This is a genomic window from Pseudoxanthomonas sp. GW835-FHT14C01 (assembly GCF_058793715.1).
In genome coordinates this window covers 153,655-177,437 of the sequence record NZ_JBXAGB010000002.1, presented here as the reverse complement: position 1 = coordinate 177,437, position 23,783 = coordinate 153,655, and the positions used below count along the sequence as shown (strand labels likewise).

Here is a 23,783-nt window from a genome sequence, read left to right as displayed (position 1 = left end):
CAGCGCCGGAAGGGGTGCGACGGCCACGGGCCGTCCTAGCCGGCTAGTTTACCCGGTCCCCGGCGGGCCTCTGCCTACAATTAACATTCCCGGCGTATGCTGGCGCCTCCCCAGGAGGGCGCCGCCATGAAGAAGCCGCTGTTGCAGTCCGTTCTCGTACTGTTGCTGGCCCTGGCGGCCGGCAGCGCCGCCGCCCAGATTACGCCCAAGGCCTACGCCCCGGAGAACCTGCGCACGCTGTCCGTGCAGGACCAGACCCGGGTCATCAGCCTCGAGTATTCGGAACAGTCCCGCGGCCGCCGGATCCCGGACGACCAGTTGCGGTTCTACCTGGACCAGGTCAACCGCTCCAACTGGACCTTCAGCCGCATCAAGCAGGACATCGCCCAGTCGCTCGGCGGCAACAACGGCGGCTGGAACCCCAACCCGCCGCCCTCCGGCGGGCAGGTCACCTGCGAGAGCAAGGACAACCGTCGGCGCGAGTGCCAGACCGGCTTCCGCCGCAATGCCGTGCTGGTGCAGAACCTGTCGGGCACGCGCTGCATCGAGGGTCAGAACTGGGGCAGCGGCAATGGCACGGTGTGGGTGGACCGCGGCTGCCGCGGCCGCTTCGCCGAAGGCAACGCCGGCGGCGGCTGGGGTGGCGGCAACGGTGGCGTGGTGACCTGCGAGAGTGCGAACGGCGCTTACCGCGAGTGCCGCACCAGCTTCCGCGGTCGCGCGGTGGTGCAACGCAATCTGTCCTCCACCCGCTGCAACGAGAACCAGAACTGGGGCCAGCGCCAGGGCATGGTGTGGGTGCGCGGCGGCTGCCGCGCCGAGTTCCGCGACTCGGGCACCGGCTGGGGCGGCGGGAATGGTGGCGGCAACGATTACAGCGTCACCTGCAGCAGCGACGACAACCGCCGCAAGACCTGCGCGTACGACGCCCGCCAGGGCCGGCCGATCCTGTTGCAGCAGCTGTCCAACACCAGCTGCCGCGAGGGCTACAGCTGGGGCTTTGCGGGCAACCAGGTGTGGGTGGACCGGGGCTGCCGCGGCCGTTTCGGGCCGCGCTGAGCCCGCGACTCAGCCTTCGTCGTCGGCGCCCCACGGCGCCGGCGGCAGCGCGACCGGCGTGGCGAGGTCGAACTCCACCCGGAACAGCCGCCCGTTCGGTCGACTGAGTTCGTAGACGAAGGTCTCCGCCGGGATCAGCTCCATCGCCCAAGTATTGGTCACCGAGGCCGACAGGCCTTCGCGCTGGAACATCGCCACCGAATCGGCATCCACCGGAAACGCCTGCCGCTGCGCCGTACCCGCGTCGGCCGTGTCGCCACCGTACAGGGTCACCGGATCCGGGCTGCCGTCTTCATGCCGATGATCGTGCTTGAGCCGCAGGCCGCCCTCGGTGCGCGTGATGACCCAGGTGCGCGAGTGGTCGTCGCCGACATGGAACGGCACGCGGACTTCCTGCGTCGGCGCATCGCAGCCGCGGACATGCATGACCAAGGCCTTGCCTTCGAAGGGATCGGGCGTGGTCGATGCGGGCTGGTTCGCGGTGATGCGGCCGGCGTAGGCCTTGCCGCAATGCTGGGCCAGCGAGGCGAGAAACGCATCCGCGGGCGCCGGCGACGATGCCTGTGCGGGCGATGCGATGCCGCTGGCGGCGTACAGCGCGGCGAGTGCGATCCAAGTCTTCTTCATGGCATCCCTTCGTGGCAGGAAGGGATGCACCTTACACCGTCGCTCTCAGGACGAGGACGTCGAGGACGGCGATGCCGGCTTGGATTCGGTCTTCGCCGGCGCGCTTTCGGTCTTCGCAGGCGCCGTTTCCGCCGGCTTGGATTCGCTGGACGGCTTCGCGCCTTCGCCGCCGTCAGCGAGGTTGCGTTTCTTGTCGCCGTCCTTCTTGAAGTCGGTCTCGTACCAGCCGCTGCCGGCCAGGCGGAACGACGGCGCCGTCAGCTGCCGCTTCACCGCATGCGCGCTGCACGCGGGGCAGGTATCGGGATCGGGATCGGACAGCTTCTGCAAGCGGTCGAAACTGTGGCCGCACTGGGTGCATTCGAAGGCGTAGATGGGCATGGCGGTCGATCAGGCAACGGGTCGGATGTGGGTGGGGATCGGCGGCAAGGGAATCAAGCCTCGTCGTACAGCGCCGACCAGGCCTCTTCGGCCTTGGCGAGCTGCTGTTGCAGGGCTTCGCGGTCGCGGCCCAAGCGCGCGGCGAGGTCGGCATCGGCATAGGTCTGCGAATCCGCCAACTGCGCATCCACCTCGGCCAGCTTGCCTTCCAGCTCCGCGACCTTGGCTTCGGCGGCGGCCAGCTTGACCGGATTGACCTTGCGCGCGGGCGCCGGCGCGGTCTTCGGCGCGGGTGCGGGTTCGGCGCGCAGCGGCTTGCTGCCTTGGGCCGAGGCGCGCGTGCGCAGCCAGGCGGCGTATTCGTCGAGATCGCCGGCGAACGGTTCGACCACGCCATCGGCCACGCGCCAGAAGGTATCGCAGACCAGGCCGATCAGATGGCGGTCGTGCGACACCATCACGATGGCCCCGTCGAAATCGCTGAGCGCTTCGGCCAGCGCTTCGCGCATCTCGAGATCGAGATGGTTCGTCGGTTCGTCGAGCAGCAGCACGTTCGGTTGCTGCCACGCGATCAGCGCCAGCGCCAGGCGTGCACGCTCGCCGCCGGAGAACCCGTCGACCGGCTCGAACGCGCGGTCGCCGGGGAAATTCCACTTGCCCAGGAAATCGCGGAACGACTGGTTGCTGGCATCGGGCGACAGGTCGCGGAAGTGGTCCATCGGCGACTGGCCTTCGTGCAGCGATTCCACGGTGTGCTGCGCGAAGTAGCCGATACGCAGGTCCGGGTGCGCCATGCGGTCGCCGGCCATCGGCGGCAGCTCGCCCACCAGCGTCTTCACCAGCGTGGTCTTGCCGGCGCCGTTCGGGCCGAGCAGGCCGATGCGATGGCCGGCTTCCAGGCCGAAGCCGACATCGTGGAGGATCACCGCGCCGGGACCGTAGCCGGCCTCGACATGGTTCAACCGGATCAGCGAGAACGGCAGCTTGGCCGGCTCGGCGAATTCGATGCGGAACTCGCGCTCGGCGCGCACGGCCTCGGTGCCGGCCAGCTTGGCCAGGCGCTTCATGCGGCTCTGCGCCTGCGCCGCCTTCGAGGCCTTGGCCTTGAAGCGGTCGATGAAGCTCTGCAGGTGGGCGCGTTCGGCCTGTTCCTTCTCGTGTGCGATCTGCTGCTGGCGCAACTGTTCGGCGCGCTGGCGCTCGAAGTCGGTGTAGCCGCCGGTGTACAGCTTCGCGCCGCCGCCGTGCAGGTGCAGGGTGTGGGTGGCGACGTTGTCGAGGAACTCGCGGTCATGCGAGATCAGCAGCAGCGTGCCGGGATACTTCAGCAGCCACTGCTCCAGCCAGAGCACCGCGTCCATGTCGAGGTGGTTGGTGGGTTCGTCGAGCAGCAGCAGGTCGCTGGGCATCATCAGTGCGCGCGCCAGGTTCAGGCGCACGCGCCAGCCGCCGGAGAACGACGACACCGGCCGCGAATGCGTATCCGCCGGAAAACCCAGGCCATGCAGCAGCTTTCCGGCGCGCGCCTCGGCGTCGTACGCATTGAGCTCGGCCATTTTCTGGTGCGCGTTGGCGACCGCCTCCCAATCCTCGCGCGCGCTGGCATCGGCCTCGGCCTGCAGCACGGCGGCCACTTCGGTGTCGCCGCCGAGTACGAACGACAGCGCCGGGTCCGGCAGCGAGGGGGTTTCCTGGGCGACGCTGGCGATGCGCACCTTGCCGGGCAGGTCGAGGTCGCCCTTGTCGGCTTCCAGCTCGCCCTGTACGGCGGCGAACAGGCTGGACTTGCCGGCGCCGTTGCGGCCGACCACGCCCACGCGGTAGCCGGCGTGCAGGGTCAGGTCGACGTTGGACAGCAGCAGGCGCTCGCCACGGCGGAGCGCGAAATTACGAAGGGCGATCAAGAAACAACCTACGGGGATTTGGGGGACGCGGCCGCGTAGTTTATCGATAGCGCACCCGCTCACACTTGTTAACAAAGCATTGACACACCCACCGTACCCCTGTAACCAGAGCACGTAGCACCTAAGTCCATGGTTTCAAAGGCAACTTTGCAAGCCCTGATCCACTTGAAGCCGTACTTCGCCGTCCTTCGGAGTTCCCCCATGAGCCGCACACTGTCTCCCCTGACCCTCGCCATCAGCCTGGCCCTGGTCGCCCCCGCCACGTTCGCACAGGACGCGGCCCCTGCCGACACCCGTACGCTGGACACCCTGATCGTCACCGGCACCCGCGTTTCCGACCGCACGGTGGCCGAGTCGCAATCCCCCATCGACATCATCACGCCGGAGGCTCTGCAGGCCACCGGCACCACCGAACTGGCGACCGCCCTCGCGCGTGCCCTGCCCTCGCTGAACTTCCCGCGCCCGGCGGTCACCGATGGCACCAGCGGCGTGCGCCCGGCGCAGCTGCGTGGCCTGTCGCCGGACCAGGTGCTGGTCCTGGTCAACGGCAAGCGCCGCCACATCTCCGCGCTGGTCAACGTCAACGGCAGCATCGGCCGCGGTTCGTCGGCGGTGGACCTCAATGCGATTCCCGTGTCGGCGATCGAGCGCGTGGAAGTGCTGCGCGACGGCGCCTCCGCGCAGTACGGATCCGACGCCATCGCCGGCGTGGTCAACATCGTGCTGAAGGGATCCGGCAAGGGCGGCAGCCTGGTCGTCGATGTCGGCGGCTATTCCGCCGGCGACGGCCGCAGCACGCAGCTGTCGGGCGACACGGGCGTGTCGTTCGGCGACGGCCGTGGCTTCGTCCATGTGGCCGGCCAGCTGACCCAGCAGGACGAAACCGACCGCGCCGGTCCGTACCAGGGCACCGCGCCGAACACCGGCAACAATCCGGCGATCGGCCGCGTGGCCTTCGTCTACGGCGATCCGAAGGTGGACGCCGGCGCGGTGTCGGCCAACGCCGGCTTCGACTTCAGCGACAACGTCAGCGCGTACGCGACCGCCATCGCCAGCAACCGCGACATCGTCTCGTTCGCGTTCTACCGCTCGATCGGCCACAACGCGCTGGTACCGCAGGTGTATCCGGACGGTTACGTGCCGGAGATCAACCAGCTCTCGCAGGACCGCTCGCTGGTCGTCGGCGTCAAGGGCGACACCGAGAGCGGCTGGAAGTGGGACGTCAGCTACAACTACGGCTACAACCACCTGAAGTTCTACACCCAGAACACCATCAACTACAGCCTGGGCGCGACCAGCCCGCGCCGTTTCTACGACGGTGCGCTGGAGTACACCCAGAACGTGCTGAACGCCGACGTCAGCAAGCCGCTGGAGATCGGCCTGGCCTACCCGGCCACGCTGTCGTTCGGGGCCGAGTACCGCCAGGAGAAGTGGAACCAGTCGCCGGGCGAACTGAATTCGTACACCGGCAGCGGCGCGCAGGGCTTCGCCGGCTTCACCCCGGCCAATGCCGTGCATTCGGACCGCGACAGTTACGCCGCATACATCGGCCTGGAAGCCGACCTGACCGACAAATTCTCCGCCGGCATCGCCGGGCGCTACGAGGACTATTCGGACTTCGGCAGCGAAGTGTCGGGCAAGCTGTCCGCGCGCTACGCCTTCACCGATGCGGTGGCGCTGCGTGCCACCGTGGCCAGCGGCTTCCGCGCCCCGGCGCTGGCGCAGCAGTACTACCAGGTGGTGACGTCGCAGTACAACGCGTCGCTGGACCGCTTCTTCGAATCCGGCACGTTCCCGGCCACCGGCGCCGTGGCGCAGGCGCTGGGCGCCGATCCGCTGAGCGCCGAGACCTCGCTGTCGTATGGCCTGGGCCTGGTGCTGCAGCCGGTGGATCGCCTGTACGTCACCATCGACGCTTACCAGATCGACATCGACGACCGCATCGTGCTGTCGTCCAACCTGCTGCTGGGCGGCAACGCGGCGGCGCAGGCGCTGCTGGCCAGCCTGGGCGTCAACGGCGTCACCAGCGCGCGCTACTTCACCAACGCCGCCGACACCCGTACGCGTGGCGTGGACGTGATCGCGCAGTACACGGTGCCGTTCGAGAACAGCAGCCTGGCGCTGACCGCCGGCTACAACTACAACAAGACCGAGATCCAGCGCATCGCGCCCAATCCGCCCGAGCTGACCGCCCTGGGCGCGAACCTGTGGCGCATCGGCCGCGACGAACAGGGCCGCATCGAGGAAGGCTATCCGCGCGACAAGACCACGCTGACCGCGGCCTGGAACCTGGCCCGCTGGGACTTCACCTTCGGCGCGACCCGCTATGGCGAGTTCACCACGCGCGTCAGCGAAACCGGCAATCCCGCCAACGACCAGACCTATGGCGCCAAGTGGATCCTCGACGCGTCCACCAGCTACCGTCCCAGCGAGAACTGGACCCTGACCCTGGGCGCGGACAACCTGCTGGACGAGTATCCGGACCGCACGATCTTCCCGAACTCGAACAGCGGCCAGTTCCCCTACAGCAGCCAGTCGCCGGGCGGTTTCAACGGCGCCTACGTGTACGGGCGCATCGCCTACAGGTGGTAATGCTTCCAACGCAGTGAGTGCACCGGAACGCCCCGCCCCGCGCGGGGCGTTTCCGTTGTCGCGCATGGCGATGCTGGCGCGATCGCGTGAATCCGCGGTCAATTTCCGTTTGCGGCATGGCGCCCGCATCGGCGACACTCGACGCCCATGCCGAGGAAAAACGCCGATCGATGCATCATGACACCGACCTGATCAACATCATCGCGGTAGGCTTGGCCCTCGCCTTCGTGCTGGGTGCGCTCGCCTACAAGCTGCGGTTCTCGCCGCTGGTCGGTTACCTCATCGCAGGCATCTTCGTCGGCCCGTTCACGCCCGGCTTCGTCGCCGACCAGGAACTCGCCAACCAGCTGTCCGAACTGGGCGTGATGCTGCTGATGTTCGGCGTGGGCCTGCACTTCTCGCTGGAGGACCTGCTCGAGGTCAAGGCGATCGCGATTCCCGGCGCCATCGTGCAGATCGCGGTGGCCACCGGCCTGGGCTGGGCGCTGGCCTGGGGGATGGGCTGGACCCCGCTCAACGGCTTCGTGTTCGGCTTGGCCCTGTCGGTGGCCAGCACCGTGGTGCTGCTGCGCGCGATGGAGGAGCGCCGCCTGCTGGAGACCAAGCGCGGCCGCATCGCGGTGGGCTGGCTGATCGTCGAGGACCTGGCGATGGTGCTGGCCTTGGTCATGCTCCCGGTGCTGGCGTCCACCTTCGGCCCCGAGAGCAGCGGCGAGCAGGCGACCTTCGGGCGTTTCATGGTCGAGATCGCCTGGACGTTCGTGAAGCTCGGTGCCTTCGTCGCCTTCATGCTGCTGGTGGGCCGCCGCGTCATTCCCTGGACCCTGGAGAAGATCGCCGCCACCGGGTCGCGCGAACTGTTCACGCTGTCGGTGCTCGCCATCGCGCTGGGCGTGGCGTTCGGTTCGGCCATGATGTTCGGCGTGTCGTTCGCGCTGGGCGCGTTCTTCGCCGGCATGCTGCTCAACGAATCGGAGCTGAGCCACAAGGCCGCCAACGATTCGCTGCCGCTGCGCGACGCGTTCGCGGTGCTGTTCTTCGTCTCGGTGGGCATGCTGTTCAACCCGGCGATCGTGGTGGCGCATCCGTGGCAGGTGCTGGCCACCTTCGGCATCATCGTGCTGGGCAAGTCGGTGGCGGCCTACTACATCGTCAAGGCGTTCAAGCATCCCACCGGCACCGCGCTGACCATCTCGGTCAGCCTGGCGCAGATCGGCGAGTTCTCCTTCATCCTGGCCGCGCTCGGCGTGGCGCTGAAGATCCTGCCGCCGGAAGGGCGCGACCTGATCCTGGCCGGCTCGCTGCTGTCGATCATCGCCAACCCGTTCCTGTTCACCTGGCTGGACCGCTGGCAGAAGAAGCAAGACGCGTCGGCACCGGTGCCGGTCGAGCCGGAAGCGCCGCCCGGCCCGTCGCTGGACGTCACCGACCACGCCATCATCATCGGCTACGGCCGCGTGGGCAGCGAACTGGCGCGCGTGCTGCGCGACCGCGGCGTGCCACTGATCGTCATCGACGACAACGGCGACCACGTCGCCCGCGCGCACGACGCCGGTATCCCCGCGATCCGCGGCAGCGCCGCCGCCGACAAGGTGCTGGCCGAAGCGCATCCCGAGCGCGCCAAGATCGCGGTGCTGGCGATCCCGCAACCTCTCGAAGCCGGCGAGGCGCTGGCCAAGCTGCGTGCGATCAATCCCGGCCTGACCCTGCTGGCGCGCGCGCACAGCGAGGGCGAGGTGAAGCACCTGCTGTCGCACGGCGCCGACGGTGCGGTGCTGGCCGAACGCGAGCTGGCGTTCTCGCTGGCCGAAATGGTGATGTCCACGCCGCCCTACCGTCCGCAGCGCGCGCAAGCCTGAGTCCGGCTCAGTCGCGCGCGGCCGGCGCTTCCGCGGCCACTTCCGCCAGCACATCGGCCAGCGGTCGCGGCGCGCCGTAGAGATAGCCCTGCACGCGGTGCACGCCGAGCCGGCGCAGGCAGAACTCGGTGTCCTCGTCCTCGACGAACTCGGCCACGGTGGTCGCACCGAACGCCTTGGCCACCGCGACCGAGGCCTGCACGACCGCATAGTCCTTGCCCAACTGGGCGACGTTTCGCACGAACGATCCATCGATCTTGATCACGTCGACCGGCAGCTCGCGCAGGCGCGCGAAACTCTGCATGCCGGTACCGAAATCGTCGATGGCGATGTGGCAGCCCAGCGCGCGCAGATCGGTGAGCAGGTGGCTGGCGGCGGCGGTGTTGGAAATGGCGGCGGTCTCGGTGACCTCGAAGCACAGCGCGCTCATCGGCAGGGGCGACCCGGCCAGCAGCGTGCGCAGTTCCACCTGGAAACTCATCGACGCCAGGCTCTGGCCGGTGAGGTTGATCGCGATCTCGCGACAGTACGGCAGCGCATCCGGCGACTTCCGCAGCAGCCGGAACAGCGCGCGCACGACCGCCAGGTCGAGCTCGGCGCCCCGTCCGGCCGCCTCCAGCGGCGCCATGAAGCGTACCGGCGACATGATCTCGCCCTTCTCGTCCAGCAGCCGGCACAGCACCTCGCCCGACAGCGTGCGCGGCTCGGCATGCATGTCGGGCACCAGGTCGCGGATGGGCTGGAAGTACAGCGCGACGCGCTCGCTGCGCAGGCTGGCCAGCGCCTCGGTGGCGTCATGCAACTGGCGCCGGTGCGTACGCCGCACCTGGGTATCGCCGACGTCGCTGTAACGTGGGCGCAGTTCGCCATGCTGACGGGCCTCGAACGCCAGATGCGACGCCGCCAGGACAGCGCCATCGACCATACTGGCCTGCGTACCCTTGAACGCGGCAACACCCAGATAGGGCAGCAGCCGGATCGGTTCGCCGCCCACGTCGATCTCCGCATGCTCCACGCGCGCCATCACGCGCTCCCACAGGTCGGCATCCCGCCCGGACCGTGGCAGCAGCGCGAACTGGCCCGTGCCGACGTAATAGGTTTCGACCAGGTCCTCCAGCCGGCGCGCCGCGGCGTTCATCGCCTGCGCCTGCGTATCCAGGCCGAAACCGGCAACCAGCGTATCGGTCTGGTCCAGCAGCAGGTAGCCCAGTTCGGCCCGCGACAGCGGTCGTTCCATCCGACCGCGCAGTGCCTTGAGGTTCGGCAGCCCCGTCACCTGGTCGCGTCGGGTTTCATCGGACAGTTGCTCGGCGAGCGTGGAGCGGTCGCGATTGGTCAGCCACAGGTAGAGCATGGCCAGCAGCAGGATGTTCATCTCCACCGCGATATGCAGCAGATTGAAGAAGCCCACTGCGGTATTGGCGTATTCGGCGGTGCCGGCCACCATGCCGACGAGCAGCAACAGGGTCAGCGACAGCGACAGCATCGCCCAGCGCGGCGGCAGCCGCAGCATGCACCAGGCCAGCACGATCAGCACGGCGAAGCGGTAGTCCATCAGCACCGGCCCGCTCAGCAGGACGGACAGGCCATTGAACGCGTGCCGCACCTGCACCGCGGCCCACAGGCTGACCGCCAGGCCCAGTCCCAGCGCCAACGGCCACCACCACTGCCTGGCGGTGTCGGTGCGCGGGGCGGGCACGGTACGCTCCTGCCACCCGATCACCAACGGCAGCGTCACGACGACCACGCCGAACTGCTTGGCGAAGAACATCTGGAACGCCGTACTCAGCGCACTGGCCGGCGAGGACAGCAGCACGATGCTGAGGCCGAGCACGGCGAGCACCAGCGGATACAGCAGCAGGCCGACCGCGGCGAACCGCATCAGATCGCTCCGCTGTACGCGGGCAACGCCCCTGCGCGGCCACCCCATCCAGTGAACGCACAGCAGCGTCCACGCGTACTGCAGCAGGTAGCCGGCCGCGCCCCAGGCCAGCATCCATGTCGGCCGCCCGCCGTCGAACAGGTAGACCTGACGGAACGTCCAGCCCGCGAAGGTCAGCAGGAAGCACCCGGCCACCACACGCCGGTCGCGCACCAGCATCGCGATGGCCAGCAACAGCCCGGTGTGCAGGTGGATCAGCGAGGCATCGGCGACGTCGCCGAAGAAATCGATGCGGTAACGGACCGCGACCTGCTGCAGCAGCAGGCACATGCCGCCCAGCAGGAGCACTTGCATGCTCCTGCCCAGGCCACGCACCGGCTGCCCTGCATCATCGGCCATCGGTCCGTCCTTGCCCCTTGCGGCCTCCGCCGCGCGGAGACGATACGACGCGGACCCGCTCCAGTGCAGGTCGCCCCATAACGTTCTACCACGCAATGACGGACGGAAGCAGGACAGCCCCGCCCCGACCGCCCGTCAGCGCGTGACGTCGAACGCCAGTTGCCCGCCCTCCGCACGCACGCGCACCGTGTCGCCCGCGCCGAACGCGCCCGAGAGGATCTTCTGCGCCAACGGATTCTCCAGCTGCGCCTGGATGGCGCGCTTCAACGGCCGTGCGCCGTACACCGGATCGAACCCGACATTCCCCAGCAGCATCAGGGCGGAATCGTCGAGCTCCAGCACGATCTGGCGTTCGGCCAGACGCTTGGCCAGGTAGCGCGTCTGGATGCGCGCGATCTCGCGGATCTGCGCCTTGTCCAGCGGATGGAACACGACGATGTCGTCCAGCCGGTTGATGAACTCCGGACGGAAGTGCGCCTGCACCACGCCCATCACCGCCGCCTTCATCTGCGTGTAGCGTTCCGGGGTGTCCGCCGAGCCATCGCCCTCGGACATGTCCTGGATCAGGCTGGAGCCGAGGTTGGACGTCATCACGATGACGGTGTTGCGGAAATCCACCGTGCGGCCTTGGCCATCGGTCAGGCGACCGTCGTCCAGCACCTGCAGCAGGATGTTGAACACGTCCGGATGCGCCTTCTCCACCTCGTCCAGCAGGATCACGCTGTACGGACGGCGGCGCACGGCCTCGGTCAGGTAACCGCCCTCCTCATAGCCCACGTAGCCCGGGGGCGCACCGACCAGGCGGCTGACCGCGTGCTTCTCCATGAACTCGCTCATGTCGATGCGCACCATCGCGTCGCTGCTGTCGAACAGGAATTCCGCCAGCGCCTTGCACAGTTCGGTCTTGCCGACACCGGTGGGACCGAGGAACAGGAACGAGCCGCTCGGACGGTCGGGATCGGAGATCCCGGCGCGCGAGCGGCGCACGGCGTCGGACACGACCTTGATCGCCTCTTCCTGGCCGATCACGCGGCCGCGCAACGACTGCTCCATCTGCAGCAGCTTCTCGCGTTCGCCCTCCAGCATCTTGCTGACCGGAATGCCGGTCCAGCGGCTGACGACCTCGGCGATCTCCTCGTCGGTCACCTTGTCCTGCAGCAGCCTGAAGCCCTTCTGCTCGGCTTCCTGCGCGGCCGCGAGCTGCTTCTCCAGTTCCGGCAGCTGGCCGTACTGCAGCTCGCTCATGCGCGCGTAGTCCTGCCTGCGCTGCGCGGCTTCCAGTTCCAGCTTCACCCGCTCGATCTGCTCCTTGATCTTCGTCGCACCGGTCAGCGTGGCCTTCTCGGCCTTCCAGATCTCTTCCAGGTCGTTGAACTCGCGCTGCAGCGCTTCGATCTCGGTCTCGAGATCGGCCAGGCGCTGCTTCGACTGCGCGTCCTTTTCCTTCTTCAAGGCTTCGCGCTGGATCTTCAGCTGGATCAGCCGGCGCTCCATGCGGTCCATCTCTTCCGGCTTGGAGTCGATCTCCATGCGGATGCGGCTGGCGGCCTCGTCCATCAGGTCGATGGCCTTGTCCGGCAGCTGGCGGTCGGCGATATAGCGATGGCTCAGCGTGGCCGCGGCCACGATCGCCGGGTCGGTGATCTCGACGCCGTGGTGCACGGCGTACTTCTCCTTCAACCCGCGCAGGATGGCGATGGTGTCCTCGACGCTGGGTTCGCCGACGAAGACCTTCTGGAAGCGGCGCTCCAGCGCGGCGTCCTTCTCGACGTACTTGCGGTACTCGTCCAGCGTGGTCGCGCCGATGCAGTGCAGTTCGCCGCGCGCGAGCGCCGGCTTCAGCATGTTGCCGGCGTCCATCGAGCCCTCGGCCTTGCCGGCACCGACCATCGTGTGCAGCTCGTCGATGAAGAGGATGATCTGGCCTTCGTTCTTGGCCAGGTCGTTCAGTACGCCCTTCAGGCGCTCCTCGAACTCACCACGGAACTTGGCGCCGGCGATCAGCGCACCCATATCCAGCGACAGCACGCGCTTGCCACGCAGGCCTTCGGGCACTTCGCCGTTGACGATGCGCTGGGCAAGGCCTTCGACGATGGCGGTCTTGCCGACGCCCGGCTCGCCGATCAGCACCGGGTTGTTCTTGGTGCGGCGCTGCAGGACCTGGATGGTGCGTCGGATCTCCTCGTCGCGGCCGATCACCGGGTCGAGCTTGCCGGACTCGGCGCGATCGGTCAGGTCGATGGTGTATTTCTCCAGCGCCTGGCGCTGGTCTTCGGCATTCTCCGACTGCACCTTCTCGCCGCCGCGCAGGCGTTCGATGGCGGCGCGCAGCTTCTGCTTGTCGGCGCCGCTGGCCTTCAGCTCCTGGCCCGCGGCCCCGCTGTCGTCCAGCGCGGCCAGCAGGAACCATTCGCTGGCGATATAGGTGTCGCCCGCGTCCTGCGCCAGCTTGTCGGTGACGTTGAGCAGGCGCGACAGGTCGTTGCCGATCGACAGTTGGCCGGCCTGGCCGGTGACCTTCGGCAGCTTGTCGAGCGCCTCCGTCAATCGTTCGCGCAGCACGGGCACGTTGACGCCGGCCTGCGCCAGCAACGGCCGCGAGCTGCCGCCCTGCTGTTCGAGCAGTGCGGCCAGCACGTGGACGGGTTGGATCATGGTGTGGTCGCGGCCCACGGCCAGCGACTGGGCGTCGGCCAGCGCCTGCTGGAAACGCGAGGTCAGTTTGTCCATCCGCATCGGAAGAACCTCAAGGAAGTAGGGGCCGGCGAACGCCAGCCGATGCTACCCAGATGCGGTTAAGCGCAGGTGTTTCAAGACCTGTTGAGACCGGAGTTCACCGTAGGGAGGGCCTTGGCCCACCGTCTTCGCACGTACCGAGGCGGGGCCAAGCCCGCCCTACGCCTTCTTCTGGAGGGACAGTGCGCCTAGCAGCACCGCGAGGGCGGCGTACGCGCCCGCGAACTGCCACAGGATCGTCGCGCGCAGGCCTTCCACGTCCCACGGCAGGTAGATGCCACCCCGCGGATCGACCGAATGGATGATGCCGAACAGCGTCAGCACGACACCGACCAGCAGTGCGACCACCGCGCGCCCGTTGCGCCCGTCGATCATCGCCACCAGCGCGGTGGTCCAGATCATCGCGGTAATGATGAAGCCGTTGCCCAGCGTGACGATCGTGGCCAGGTCCGGCAGGCCGTGGCCGTCGACGCCTTCGTACAGACCGGCGAAACGGTCGGGCGCGATCCACGCCGGATTGCCGAACTTGATGGTCAGCAGGTAGGCGACCGACGGGAGGAAGCCCAGCGCTACCGCGACGGCATGCTTGCGCGGCGTTTCGGTGAACGCCTGCACAGTGATGTCCAGGCCGACATAGACGATGATCGGCGCGAGCACCGCGACCGGCAGCCACTGCACCAGCCCGGACACGTAGCCGAGCACGCCGCCCAGGCCGATGAAGAGGCCGGTCAGCAGCGTATAGCCCTTGCGCGCGCCCATGTGCTTGTACGCGGGCTGGCCGATGTAGGGCGTGGTCTGCGCGACGCCGCCGCAGAAGCCGGCGACCAGCGTGGACACCGCTTCGGCCAGCAGCACGTCGCGCGTCAGGTAGTCGTCGCCGGCCGCGCGCGCGCTTTCGCTGACGTTGATGCCGCCCACCACCATCAGCAGGCCGAACGGCAGCAGCAGCGGCAGGTAAGGCACGGTGTAGGCCAGCCCGTCCAGCCAGCCCAGGGTGGGCAGCGGCAGCGTCACCGCGAGCGGCACGGCGTCGGGCACCTTGAAGCCCGGCGCCCCCAGCCCGGACAGGCCCAGCGCGTAGTACAGCGTGGTGCCGACGACGAACGCCAGCAGCACGCCGGGGATCTTCACCGGCAACCTGCCCTTCGCCACCAGCACGTACAGCAGCAGGCCGAAGGTGACGAAACCGACGATGGGCTGGCGCAGCGTCTCGATCAGCGGCAGGAAGCCGAGCAGCGTCAGCGCCGCGCCGCCGATGGAGCCGAGCAGGCCGGCGCGCGGCACCGCGCGCGTGACCGCATCGCCGAAGAACGAGAGCACCAGCTTCAGCACGCCCATCACCACCAGCGAGGCCATGCCCAGCTGCCAGGTCGCCGTGGCCGCCGCCTGTTCGTCCAGGCCCGCCTGCTTGAAGCCGACGAACGCCGGGCCCAGCACCAGTAGGGCCATGCCGATGCTGGTCGGCGCGTCGAGGCCCAGCGGCATCGCGGTGACGTCGTCGCGCCCGGTCTTCGACGCCAGCCGGTGCGCCATCCACGTGTAGATCAGGTTGCCGACCAGCACGCCCAGCGCGGTGCCGGGGAACATGCGGGTGAACACCACCTCCGCCGGGAACTGGAAGATGCCGATCAGCGCGGCGGCGATGAAGCCGAGGATGGACAGGTTGTCCACCACCAGGCCGAAGAAACCGTTGAGGTCGCCGGGAACGAACCAGCGGCGCACGGGAGTAGCCGATGCGGTCATGGGAGATCAGGGCAAGAGGAAGGAGGCGGAAGATGAAAGGAAACAGCGCCACAGGATAAGCCCCCTCCCCCGTTCACGGGGGAGGGCTGGGGTGGGGTGGGCGACGGAGCCGGTCAATCGTTCACTCACAGGCTTGTCGAGTGAGGCGCCGCTCGCCAAGGAGCGCGCCGTCCACACAGCATGCCCATGCTTACGCTCACGCTCATGCGCCCGCCGCGATCCGCTCCTTCCCCCGCATGCGGGGGAAGGAGCGGATCGCGTCAGAACGATACGTCCACCGCATGACGCGACCACAGTACCGACTGGTGACCGGTCGCCTGCTTCCACGCCAGCCGGATCGCCTCGATGTCGGCGCGGCGCTGCGGGGTGTCTTCGTGCAGCACCACCAGCACCTTGGTCTTCAGGCGGTTCGGTTCGGCGGCACCGCGGAACAGCCACTGGCCATAGGCGTCGAACACAGTCAGGCCATCGGGGAAGCGCGCGGTCACTTCCTTGTCGAGGAAGGCGCGCCACCGTTCTTCGGTGATCGTCTCGGCCTGCGGGCGATCGGCGGGACCTGTCTCCTTGCCGACGCCGAAGTACAGCTCGCTGCGCACCCAGCCGGTGGCCTGCGCCGGGCGCAGCGCATCGCCTTGCAGCGACGCCGTGGTGGTCGAGGGCGCCTCGGCGCGGGGGACGCTGGCGCATCCGGAGGCGGCCAGCAATGCAATGGCCAGGAAAAGACGTCTCGACAACATGGGGAACTCCGGTGGGGATGCGTACTGTCGGCCGCCATCATCGCGCATCGAAATAGCCGGTGGTTATCAGGACATGGGATCACGCCATGGCGCGCGGCGATCATGCGGGGGAACCGGCGGTGTAAGGTTCCGTCACCCCGGCACAGCCGAAAGACCGGGGAAGACGACCCCTACGACACTTCCTGTCCCGATGCCGATCGCACGACCCGTAGCCGCCCGCGTCCCTTCTGGTCTCTCCCCTCCCGGGACCGGCGGCTGCGGCTGTCGTTGCCACTGATCCGGCCGTCGTCGTCCGCTTCACCTTCCCGTACCCACCCGTCAGGAGTTTCCATGTCCCGCCTTACCGTGGCGCCGCTCGGCGCTGCCATCGCGCTTGCCCTCGCCTTTCCCGCGCTCGCCCAGCAGGCCCCCGCCGCCGGCACCACCGACCTGGACGCGGTGATCGTCACCGGCACCCGCGCCAGCGACCGCACGGCGCTGGAATCGACCTCGCCGATCGACGTGCTGACCGCCGAGGACATCCGCAAGGCCGGCGTGCTGAATGGTGAGCTGGGCAGCGCGCTGCAGGCGCTGCTGCCGTCGTTCAACTTCCCGCGCCAGTCCAACTCCGGCGGCGCCGACCATGTACGTGCCGCGCAGCTGCGCGGCCTGGCGCCCGACCAGGTACTGGTGCTGGTCAACGGCAAGCGCCGCCATACCACCGCGCTGGTGACGACGGGTTCGAAGATCGGCCGCGGCACCACGCCGGTGGACTTCAACGCGATCCCGGTCACCGCGATCAAGCGCATCGAAGTACTACGCGACGGCGCCGGTGCCCAGTACGGTTCCGATGCCGTCGCTGGCGTGGTCAACATCATCCTCGACGACGCGCCCGAGGGCGGCGCCTGGGAAGCCAGCTTCGGCCTGCACCACACCGATGTCGAGCCGATCCACCGGACGCTCACCGATGGCCAGACCAGTTTCCTGTCGGGCAAGGTCGGCACGGCAGTCGGCGATGGCGGCTTCTTCCGCGTCGGCTTCGAGCTGAAGAACCGCGAGGCCACCAACCGTGCCGGCTTCGACCAGGTGCCGCCGTGGGACCAGTCGCCGGCCAACCTGGCCGTGCAGGGCCAGCGCAACTACCACCTGGGCGATGGCGAGTCGAAGGACATCAACGCCTGGGTCAACGCCGGCCTGCCGCTGGGCGAGGCGTCGGAGTTCTACATCTTCGGGACCTACAACAAGCGCGACACCGTCGGCGCCAACTACTTCCGCTATCCGGATGGCGTATCCAACTGGCCCGAGGTCTACCCGAACGGTTACCGCCCGGTCTCGCTGGGCGAGAACCAGGACGTCGCCATCGTCGGTGGCGTGCGCGGGCAGTGGGGCAGCTGGGACTACGACGCCAGCGTCAACCACGGCGGCAACAGCTTCACCTACCGCCTGCGCGACTCGCTCAATGCCTCGCTCGGCCCGACGAGCCCAACGCGCTTCAAGACCGGCGACTACGAGTCCTCGCAGACGCTGGCCAACCTCGACCTGAGCCGCGGCTTCGGCAGCGGCGACACCACGCACGACGTGGCCTTCGGCGCGGAATTCCGCTTCGAGGACTACGAAACCGGTGCCGGCGATCCCGCCAGCTACGCGGCCGGTCCGTACATCGACCGCCCGACCGGCTCGCAGGCCGGGGGCGGCCTGACCCCGCAGGACGTGGCCAACCTCGACCGCGATGTCGCCAGCGTGTACGCCGCGCTGTCCAGCCGTTTCGGCGAGAAGCTGACCACCGACGTCGCCGTGCGCTACGAGCACTACAGCGACTTCGGCGGCGAACTGACCGGCAAGGTCGCCGCGCGCTACGAATTCGCCCCGGCGTTCGCGCTGCGCGGCGCGCTGTCGAACAACTTCCGCGCGCCGTCGCTGGCTCAGATCGGCTACGAGTCCACATCGACCGGCTACAGCGCCGCCGGCCAGCTGACCCAGGGCCGCCTGCTGTCGGTCAACAACCCGATCGCCCGCGCGCTCGGCGCGCAGGCGCTGGACCCGGAGAAGTCGATCAACGCCAGCCTCGGCTTCACCAGCCGCATCGGCGAGCACTTCGACCTGTCGCTGGACGTCTTCCACATCGAGATCGACGACCGCGTCGCGCTGTCCGAGAGCATCACCGGCGACGTGCTGACCGACTTCATCGAGGACGAGTTCGGCGTGCGCGGCGTGCAGAGCGTCAGCTTCTTCACCAACGCGGCGGACACGCGCACCCAGGGCGTGGAACTGGTGACCAATTGGCGACAGGCGCTGGCTGGCGGCAACCTGCAGCTCACCGGCACCTACAGCTACGCCAAGACCGAACTGAAGAACGTCGTCGCCACGCCCGCGCAACTGCTGGCGCTGGATCCGTCCTACCAGCTGTTCGGCGTGGAAGAGAGCAACACACTGACCGATGCCGCCCCGCGCACCCGCGCGCAGCTCACCGCCAACTGGAACGACGACCGCTGGAACCTGCTCGGCCGCGTCAGCCGGCACGGCAGCGCCAAGCGCGTGTTCAATTTCGGGGGCGGCTTCGAGCCCGAGCAGCGCTACGGCGCCGAGTGGCAGCTCGACGCGGAAGTGGAATACAAGCTCACGTCCAAGTGGAGCGTTGCGCTCGGCGGCCTCAACCTGACGGACGAGTACCCGGACCTGTCGAACGAGGACATCTACTACTTCGGCAACCTGCCGTACGACGTGCTCTCGCCGATCGGCAGCAACGGCGCGTACTACTACACACGGGTGCGCTACACCTTCTGAGTTCCATGGCCATCGCCGCCTCCGCCACGGAGGCGGCACCGAACTGATCGGACGGGCGCCGCGGCACGGGAACGGGCGGGCAACCGTCGCGCGAGGGAAGGCAGGCTGGCCCTCCCCGCGCCGGCGTCCGGACGATCAGACCGCGCCCCGCTGCGGGTCGGCGCCGCCGACCACGAGCGCATCGCAATGCGCCGGGACGGGGAACAAAGTGGACACCGCCCCGCAGCCAGGCATGAAGAACGCGTCGCCACGCGCCCGGATGGCGAACGATGAGGAAACCGTTCCGCGACTCAGCGCCGAGCGAAGACATCGCACTGCGTGCGAACGGGTAAACGGCGTGGACACTTCGTTGCAGCCAAGCTTGAAGAATCCGTCCTGACGCAACGAACAATCCGATTTCACGGTCGCGACTCACGTCGCTCCTACAGGAATCGCGCCCGCTCGTCGTCCGTCGGAACACGGCACGCCGTCGTCCCGAACCACCGGTACCGGTTCCGCGCTACCCACCGGTACAACGGATCACGCAACACGCGCGGCACCACCGCCATCACCCCCGCGAGCCGCCACACACCACCGAGCCCGGTCAGCACGTGCCGGATCGCATCGCTGTCCGTCCAGGCCTGCGCGCCCTCCACCAGCAGGAACGAGGCCGGATCGTCGGGATCCAGGCCGTGTCCCGCTAGCAGCGCGCGGCCCGCATCCGACTGCATCGCGGCGAACCGGTAGCGACCTTCACGATCGTGCCTGAGCAGGAACCGCACCCAACCGTTGCACAGGACGCAGACACCATCGAAGACGATGACCGCTCCCTCGTCGCGCACCGGATCAGTCGACATCCAGCCAGCCCCGGTAATGCACCAGCAAGCCGGCGAGCGGCAGCGAGGCCCACACGTCGAAGCGGTAGCGGCTGCCATCGGCGGATTCGCGCGCGCCCACGCCGGTGAACCAGCGCGCCGGCAGCGACAGGCCGAACACGCGGACACGCACGACGCGCCACACGAGGGCCTCGTTTTCCACCGCCAGCCGGAACCCGAACGTCGCCAGTCCTAGCCGCTCGCACAGCACGTCGCCCTCGCACCACAGGCGCGAGGGCATCGCGCGACCGCCGATGAAGCGGGTCCAGTGTTCCCGCGCCGGCGATGCGTCGATCTCGACGCCCAGGGGACCGCTGCCGGCGGGCGGGAGATGCGTGGCAGCGGCGATGCATCGCGACAGGAGGCCACTGCCGCGTTCCACCTCGACATCCCCCCGATATCGATGCGTTCCCTGCGCAAGATGCAACGCGCGCACCGGCGCCGCCAGCGTGTCGAACCCCGGCCCCAGTACCTGTGCGAACAACGACCTTACGGCTGTATCCATGCCAGCGTGGCGATGCGTCCGCTGCGGCCGTCGCGGCGATGCGAGAAGAAACGCGCGGGCTCACTGATCGTGCAGAGGTCGCCGCCGTGGATGTCGGCCGGCACCATCCCGCGCGCCACCAGCCGCCGCCGCGCCAGCGCGGGCAGGTCGGCCCGCCAGTGGTCCGGGCGCGTCGGAACGAAACACGCTGCAGCGCCGGCATCGTGCGCGACGAACACGTCGAACACATCCTTCCCCACCTCGTAACGCGCCGGGCCCGCGGCAGGACCGATCCAGGCGACCACGTCCGCAGCCGGTGTCCGCATCGCGCCGAGCGCGGCTTCCAGCATGCCTTTCGACAGCCCGGGCCAGCCGGCGTGCGCCGCGGCGATCTCGCGGCCGTCCTTCGCGGCGAACACGACCGGCAGGCAATCGGCGGTCAGGATGGCCAGCACCACGCCGGGCGTCGATGTCACCAGCGCATCGGCGACCGGCTCCGCGGCATCCGGAGCGGCCGGCGCGTCCACGCGCAGCACGTCGATGCCATGAACCTGCTTCAGCCAATGCGGCGCGGACGGCAGGCCGGCGAGTTCGACCAGCTGCGCGCGGTTGCGCGCGACGACGGCCGGATCATCGCCGTCGGCGGCGTACCGGTTGCCCAGATTGAACGTGTCGAACGGCGCCGTGGAGAACCCTGCGCCGTGCCGCAGCGTGGTGAAGGCATGCACGCCGGCCGGCGCCGGCCAGTCGGCGGGCACCGCCGGCGCGGGGTTCATCCGCGCTTGGCCTGGCTGTCCGCGCGCAATGCCGCCAGCAGCGCGACCATGTCGGCCGGCACCGGCGCGGTGACGCGGACCGGTTCGCCGCTGACGGGGTGCGCGAACTCCAGCGTCTCGGCGTGCAGCGCCTGGCGGCGGAAGCCGCGCAGCACCGCGATCAGTTCGTCACTGGCGCCCTTCGGCAGCCGCAGCGGCCCGCCGTACAACGGATCGCCGACGATCGGGTACTTGATGTGCGCCATGTGCACGCGGATCTGGTGCGTGCGCCCGGTTTCCAGCCGGCATTCCAGCGCCGTATGCGCACGGAAGCGCTCGCGCAGGCGGTAGTGGGTGACGGCGTCGCGGCCATCCTCGCGCACCGCCATCTTCAGGCGGTCGCGCGGGTGGCGGTCGATCGGCGCGTTGGCGGTGCCGCCGGACACCATCGCCCCGACCACCACCGCCAGGTATTGCCGGTGCACGTCGCGCGAGGCCAGCTGCGCCACCAGCGAGGTATGCGCCGGCAGCGTGCGCGCGACCACCATGACGCCGGAGGTGTCCTTGTCCAGGCGATGCACGATGCCCGCGCGCGGCAGCGCCGACAGCGACGGATCGCGGAACAGCAGCGCGTTGACCAGCGTGCCGGTCGGATTACCGGCGCCGGGGTGCACGACCAGCCCGGCCGGCTTGTCCAGCACGAAGACGTGCTCGTCCTCGTATAGGATGTCCAGCGGGATGTCTTCCGGCTCGGCATGGGTCTGGGTATCCAGCACCACGTCCAGGCTGGCGGTCTCGCCGCCGCGGACGGGGTCGCGCGGGCGAACCACCTGCCCGTCCAGCAACGCATTCCCCGACTTGATCCACTCGGTCAGGCGCGAGCGGGAGAATTCGGGGAACAGCTCCGCCAGAGCGGCATCGAAGCGCCGGCCGGCGGCGCTGGCGGGCACGATGGCGGTGCGGGGGGTATCGGGGGCGTCGGCGGAATCGGATTCGGTCATGCGGAAAGGCGTCCAGGCAGGCCATGTCCCGGTCCGTATTGGCCGAATGTTCATGGCGAAGGCGGCGCCTAGGCTATCATCGACGGCCTGTTTCCCTGCCGCGGCCCTGCCGCCAGCCCATGACCCAGCGTGCCTTCCCCCGCTTCTCCCGCTCCTTTGCGACCTCCCGCTTCGTCCTGCTGGCCCTGGTCGTCGCCTTCGCCGGCACCGGCTGCGGCAAGATCTTCAAGAAGAAGGGTGCCGCCGAGAACCAGCCCGTCGAGGTGATGTACGAGGAAGGCCACCGTGCGATGGTCAACAACAACTGGGACCGCGGCCTGCAGAACTTCCGCCGGCTGATCGCCCAGTACCCGTACGGCCCGTACACCGAGCAGGCGCTGATGGAAACGGCCTACGCCGAGTACAAGGCCGGCAAGCTGGACGATGCGGTCACCACCATCGACCGCTTCATCCGCACCTATCCGACCCACCGCAACATTCCGTACATGTACTACCTGCGCGGGCTGTCCAACTCCAACCGCGACACCGTGTTCCTGCAGAAGGTGTGGCGCCTGGACGCCAGCCGCCGCGACCTGGCCACGCCGATGCAGGGTTACAACGACTTCGCCCGCGTCGCCGAGAACTACCCCAACAGCCGCTACGCCGCCGACGCGCGCCAGCGCATGATCAGGCTGCGCGACCAGTTCGCGCTGCACGAGCTGGACACGGCGATCTACTACCTGCGCCGCGACGCCTGGGTCTCGGCCGCCAGCCGCGCCCGCTACCTGCTGGAAACCTACCCGCAGAGTTCCTACCAGAACGATGCCATCGCCGTGCTCGCCGAGGCCTACACCCACCTGGGCAATCAGACGCTGGCCGCCGACGCCAAGCGCGTCCTGGAACTCAACGACCCGCAGCATCCCTGGCTGACGGGCAATTTCCCGAAGTACCCGTGGATGGTGCGCCGCCTGAACCCCTTCGCCGGCGAGAAATCCAGCAACACGGTCGACAAGCGCAAGGACGACTGACGCAGTCGGTTCCTTGCGGGAACGAAAAAGGGCCGCGAGGCCCTTTTTCTTTGGCGGCGGTGCGCGTTGCCGCGATCAGTCGGTCGCGCGCGCCTGGTCCCAGTCAAAACGCGTCAGCACCGCCAGCTGCCGCGGCTCCATCACGCCGTTGTGTTCGATGCCGTCGATGATCCAGGTCGGGAACACCGTGACGCCCGCCGCCGCGCAGGCGGACGCCATCGGCGTATTGCGACCGCCGGGAGAGCACTCCACGTACGGCAACCGCTCCGCCGCATGGCCGAAGTGACGCTTCTGCCGGCTGCATTCCACGCACCACGACGCCCCGTAGAACGTCGCCCCGTAATCGGCCAGATGCTGCGCCAGCGCTTCGGCGCGGCGGCTTTCCGGCCGCTGGTGCAGCAGCCCGCTCTGGTGCACGTGCAGCGCTGCCACGACCAGCAGCACCGGCACCGCCTGCACGCCCCACCAGCGTCCCCAGGTCTGCCCCGGCGCGGAGGCCGGACGACGCACCTGCAGCCACACGAACATCGCGATCAGCACCGCCAGCGACGCCAGGCAACCGAGGCAGAACGCGTCGAGCACCCGCTTGCCCACCACCGTCAGGTACACGCTGATCGCCAGCCCCAGCAGCACCAGCCGCCATTGCCGCTGCCAGCGCAGCAACGGCGACGCCTTTCCGGCCAGCGACACCAGCGCCACCACCGCATACAGGCCGAAGCCCCACAGCGCCATCGGCAGACCGAGCAGCGTGGACCAGCTGCTGCGCTGGATCGCGTCGCAGCCGCCGTCGCCGGTGCAGAACGCGGACGCCGACCCGCTGCCCGCCGTCCACGCCAGGTAACCGGTGATCAACAGGCCCAGCACCGACAACGCGAGCATCGCGCGATCCGGCGGCGTCGCCGCGCGCGGGGCGGACGCAGCGGGACGGTCGCGGTGCGACGCGCGCTTCTTCTTTCGGGTCATGCGGATCTCCGGAGCGATCGGGCGTCGCGCGGGAACG

General features: G+C 68.7%; 17 protein-coding genes. 5 read left to right on the top strand and 12 right to left on the bottom strand.

Going from position 1 to position 23,783, the window contains the following annotated elements:
* The first annotated feature begins 126 nt into the window (after nt 1–126).
* Entirely contained in the window at nt 127–1,059 is a 933-nt protein-coding gene (locus AC1Q5B_RS07415; RefSeq protein ID WP_492631092.1) for a DUF3011 domain-containing protein, read from the top strand.
* A 9-nt stretch (nt 1,060–1,068) separates the two neighbouring features.
* Here the strand turns inward: AC1Q5B_RS07415 and AC1Q5B_RS07410 are convergent, their stop codons facing one another.
* Genes AC1Q5B_RS07410 through AC1Q5B_RS07400 form a run of 3 tightly spaced genes read right to left on the bottom strand, consistent with a single transcriptional unit; the run spans nt 1,069 to nt 3,971 of the window.
* Entirely contained in the window at nt 1,069–1,686 is a 618-nt protein-coding gene (locus tag AC1Q5B_RS07410; RefSeq protein WP_492631091.1) for a hypothetical protein, read from the bottom strand.
* 45 nt (nt 1,687–1,731) lie between these two features.
* Nucleotides 1,732–2,067 (bottom strand): FmdB family zinc ribbon protein, encoded by a 336-nt coding sequence (locus tag AC1Q5B_RS07405; protein ID WP_492631090.1) that lies wholly within the window; start codon nt 2,065–2,067, stop codon nt 1,732–1,734.
* 53 nt (nt 2,068–2,120) lie between these two features.
* A complete protein-coding gene (locus AC1Q5B_RS07400; protein ID WP_492631089.1) occupies nt 2,121–3,971 on the bottom strand; it encodes an ABC-F family ATP-binding cassette domain-containing protein in 1,851 nt (616 codons plus the stop codon).
* 201 nt (nt 3,972–4,172) lie between these two features.
* Here AC1Q5B_RS07400 and AC1Q5B_RS07395 point away from each other — a divergent pair, with 201 nt between their 5' ends.
* Nucleotides 4,173–6,563, top strand: coding sequence for a TonB-dependent receptor plug domain-containing protein (locus AC1Q5B_RS07395; protein WP_492631088.1), 2,391 nt, complete (start codon nt 4,173–4,175; stop codon nt 6,561–6,563).
* Nucleotides 6,564–6,733: 170 nt separating this feature from the next.
* The gene (ybaL, locus tag AC1Q5B_RS07390) at nt 6,734–8,422 is read left to right on the top strand and encodes a YbaL family putative K(+) efflux transporter (RefSeq protein ID WP_492631087.1); all 1,689 of its coding nucleotides are present in this window, start codon (nt 6,734–6,736) and stop codon (nt 8,420–8,422) included.
* Nucleotides 8,423–8,429: 7 nt separating this feature from the next.
* Here ybaL and AC1Q5B_RS07385 read toward each other — a convergent pair whose 3' ends face one another.
* From AC1Q5B_RS07385 to AC1Q5B_RS07370, 4 genes are all read right to left on the bottom strand, one after another.
* Nucleotides 8,430–10,703: an EAL domain-containing protein gene (locus tag AC1Q5B_RS07385; protein ID WP_492631086.1), complete on the bottom strand. Its 2,274-nt coding sequence runs from the start codon at nt 10,701–10,703 to the stop codon at nt 8,430–8,432.
* Between the two features lie 135 nt (nt 10,704–10,838).
* Nucleotides 10,839–13,439, bottom strand: a complete 2,601-nt coding sequence (gene clpB / locus AC1Q5B_RS07380) for an ATP-dependent chaperone ClpB (RefSeq protein WP_492631085.1) — start codon at nt 13,437–13,439, stop codon at nt 10,839–10,841.
* Nucleotides 13,440–13,598: 159 nt separating this feature from the next.
* Entirely contained in the window at nt 13,599–15,182 is a 1,584-nt protein-coding gene (locus AC1Q5B_RS07375; RefSeq protein WP_492631084.1) for a SulP family inorganic anion transporter, read from the bottom strand.
* 260 nt (nt 15,183–15,442) lie between these two features.
* Nucleotides 15,443–15,919 (bottom strand): DUF3574 domain-containing protein, encoded by a 477-nt coding sequence (locus tag AC1Q5B_RS07370; RefSeq protein WP_492631083.1) that lies wholly within the window; start codon nt 15,917–15,919, stop codon nt 15,443–15,445.
* Between the two features lie 330 nt (nt 15,920–16,249).
* Here AC1Q5B_RS07370 and AC1Q5B_RS07365 point away from each other — a divergent pair, with 330 nt between their 5' ends.
* Nucleotides 16,250–18,682 carry a TonB-dependent receptor plug domain-containing protein gene (locus AC1Q5B_RS07365; protein WP_492631082.1) on the top strand — a complete coding sequence of 811 codons (2,433 nt, stop codon included), beginning with the start codon at nt 16,250–16,252 and terminating at the stop codon, nt 18,680–18,682.
* 422 nt (nt 18,683–19,104) lie between these two features.
* Here AC1Q5B_RS07365 and AC1Q5B_RS07360 read toward each other — a convergent pair whose 3' ends face one another.
* Genes AC1Q5B_RS07360 through rluD form a run of 4 tightly spaced genes read right to left on the bottom strand, consistent with a single transcriptional unit; the run spans nt 19,105 to nt 21,776 of the window.
* Nucleotides 19,105–19,518, bottom strand: a complete 414-nt coding sequence (locus AC1Q5B_RS07360; protein ID WP_492631081.1) for a thiol-disulfide oxidoreductase DCC family protein — start codon at nt 19,516–19,518, stop codon at nt 19,105–19,107.
* Complete coding sequence (locus AC1Q5B_RS07355; protein WP_492631080.1) at nt 19,508–20,041, bottom strand: DUF4166 domain-containing protein; 534 nt, start codon at nt 20,039–20,041, stop codon at nt 19,508–19,510. Before AC1Q5B_RS07355 ends, AC1Q5B_RS07360 begins: the two co-directional genes overlap by 11 nt.
* The gene (gene pgeF / locus AC1Q5B_RS07350; RefSeq protein ID WP_492631079.1) at nt 20,026–20,796 is read right to left on the bottom strand and encodes a peptidoglycan editing factor PgeF; all 771 of its coding nucleotides are present in this window, start codon (nt 20,794–20,796) and stop codon (nt 20,026–20,028) included. Before pgeF ends, AC1Q5B_RS07355 begins: the two co-directional genes overlap by 16 nt.
* Nucleotides 20,793–21,776, bottom strand: coding sequence for a 23S rRNA pseudouridine(1911/1915/1917) synthase RluD (gene rluD / locus AC1Q5B_RS07345; protein WP_492631078.1), 984 nt, complete (start codon nt 21,774–21,776; stop codon nt 20,793–20,795). The genes pgeF and rluD overlap by 4 nt, the downstream gene beginning before the upstream one ends.
* Before the next feature lie 119 nt (nt 21,777–21,895).
* Between rluD and AC1Q5B_RS07340 the strand changes: the two genes are divergently transcribed.
* On the top strand, nt 21,896–22,783 hold the full coding sequence (locus AC1Q5B_RS07340) for an outer membrane protein assembly factor BamD (protein ID WP_492631077.1): 888 nt from the start codon (nt 21,896–21,898) through the stop codon (nt 22,781–22,783).
* A gap of 75 nt (nt 22,784–22,858) precedes the next feature.
* On the opposite strand, the gene AC1Q5B_RS07335 is transcribed toward AC1Q5B_RS07340, so the two are convergent.
* The gene (locus tag AC1Q5B_RS07335; protein WP_492631076.1) at nt 22,859–23,746 is read right to left on the bottom strand and encodes a vitamin K epoxide reductase family protein; all 888 of its coding nucleotides are present in this window, start codon (nt 23,744–23,746) and stop codon (nt 22,859–22,861) included.
* Nucleotides 23,747–23,783: the final 37 nt, after the last annotated feature.

Bases quoted from the DNA above. Each gene is read 5' to 3' on its own strand.
- AC1Q5B_RS07395 (WP_492631088.1), top strand. From the start codon at position 4,173: ATGAGCCGCACACTGTCTCCCCTGACCCTCGCCATCAGCCTGGCCCTG.
- AC1Q5B_RS07355 (WP_492631080.1), bottom strand. From the start codon at position 20,041: ATGGATACAGCCGTAAGGTCGTTGTTCGCACAGGTACTGGGGCCGGGG.
- AC1Q5B_RS07410 (WP_492631091.1), bottom strand. From the start codon at position 1,686: ATGAAGAAGACTTGGATCGCACTCGCCGCGCTGTACGCCGCCAGCGGC.
- AC1Q5B_RS07335 (WP_492631076.1), bottom strand. From the start codon at position 23,746: ATGACCCGAAAGAAGAAGCGCGCGTCGCACCGCGACCGTCCCGCTGCG.
- clpB (WP_492631085.1), bottom strand. From the start codon at position 13,439: ATGCGGATGGACAAACTGACCTCGCGTTTCCAGCAGGCGCTGGCCGAC.
- rluD (WP_492631078.1), bottom strand. From the start codon at position 21,776: ATGACCGAATCCGATTCCGCCGACGCCCCCGATACCCCCCGCACCGCC.
- AC1Q5B_RS07375 (WP_492631084.1), bottom strand. From the start codon at position 15,182: ATGACCGCATCGGCTACTCCCGTGCGCCGCTGGTTCGTTCCCGGCGAC.
- AC1Q5B_RS07360 (WP_492631081.1), bottom strand. From the start codon at position 19,518: ATGTCGACTGATCCGGTGCGCGACGAGGGAGCGGTCATCGTCTTCGAT.
- AC1Q5B_RS07385 (WP_492631086.1), bottom strand. From the start codon at position 10,703: ATGGCCGATGATGCAGGGCAGCCGGTGCGTGGCCTGGGCAGGAGCATG.
- AC1Q5B_RS07370 (WP_492631083.1), bottom strand. From the start codon at position 15,919: ATGTTGTCGAGACGTCTTTTCCTGGCCATTGCATTGCTGGCCGCCTCC.
- AC1Q5B_RS07405 (WP_492631090.1), bottom strand. From the start codon at position 2,067: ATGCCCATCTACGCCTTCGAATGCACCCAGTGCGGCCACAGTTTCGAC.
- pgeF (WP_492631079.1), bottom strand. From the start codon at position 20,796: ATGAACCCCGCGCCGGCGGTGCCCGCCGACTGGCCGGCGCCGGCCGGC.
- AC1Q5B_RS07415 (WP_492631092.1), top strand. From the start codon at position 127: ATGAAGAAGCCGCTGTTGCAGTCCGTTCTCGTACTGTTGCTGGCCCTG.
- AC1Q5B_RS07340 (WP_492631077.1), top strand. From the start codon at position 21,896: ATGACCCAGCGTGCCTTCCCCCGCTTCTCCCGCTCCTTTGCGACCTCC.
- ybaL (WP_492631087.1), top strand. From the start codon at position 6,734: ATGCATCATGACACCGACCTGATCAACATCATCGCGGTAGGCTTGGCC.
- AC1Q5B_RS07365 (WP_492631082.1), top strand. From the start codon at position 16,250: ATGTCCCGCCTTACCGTGGCGCCGCTCGGCGCTGCCATCGCGCTTGCC.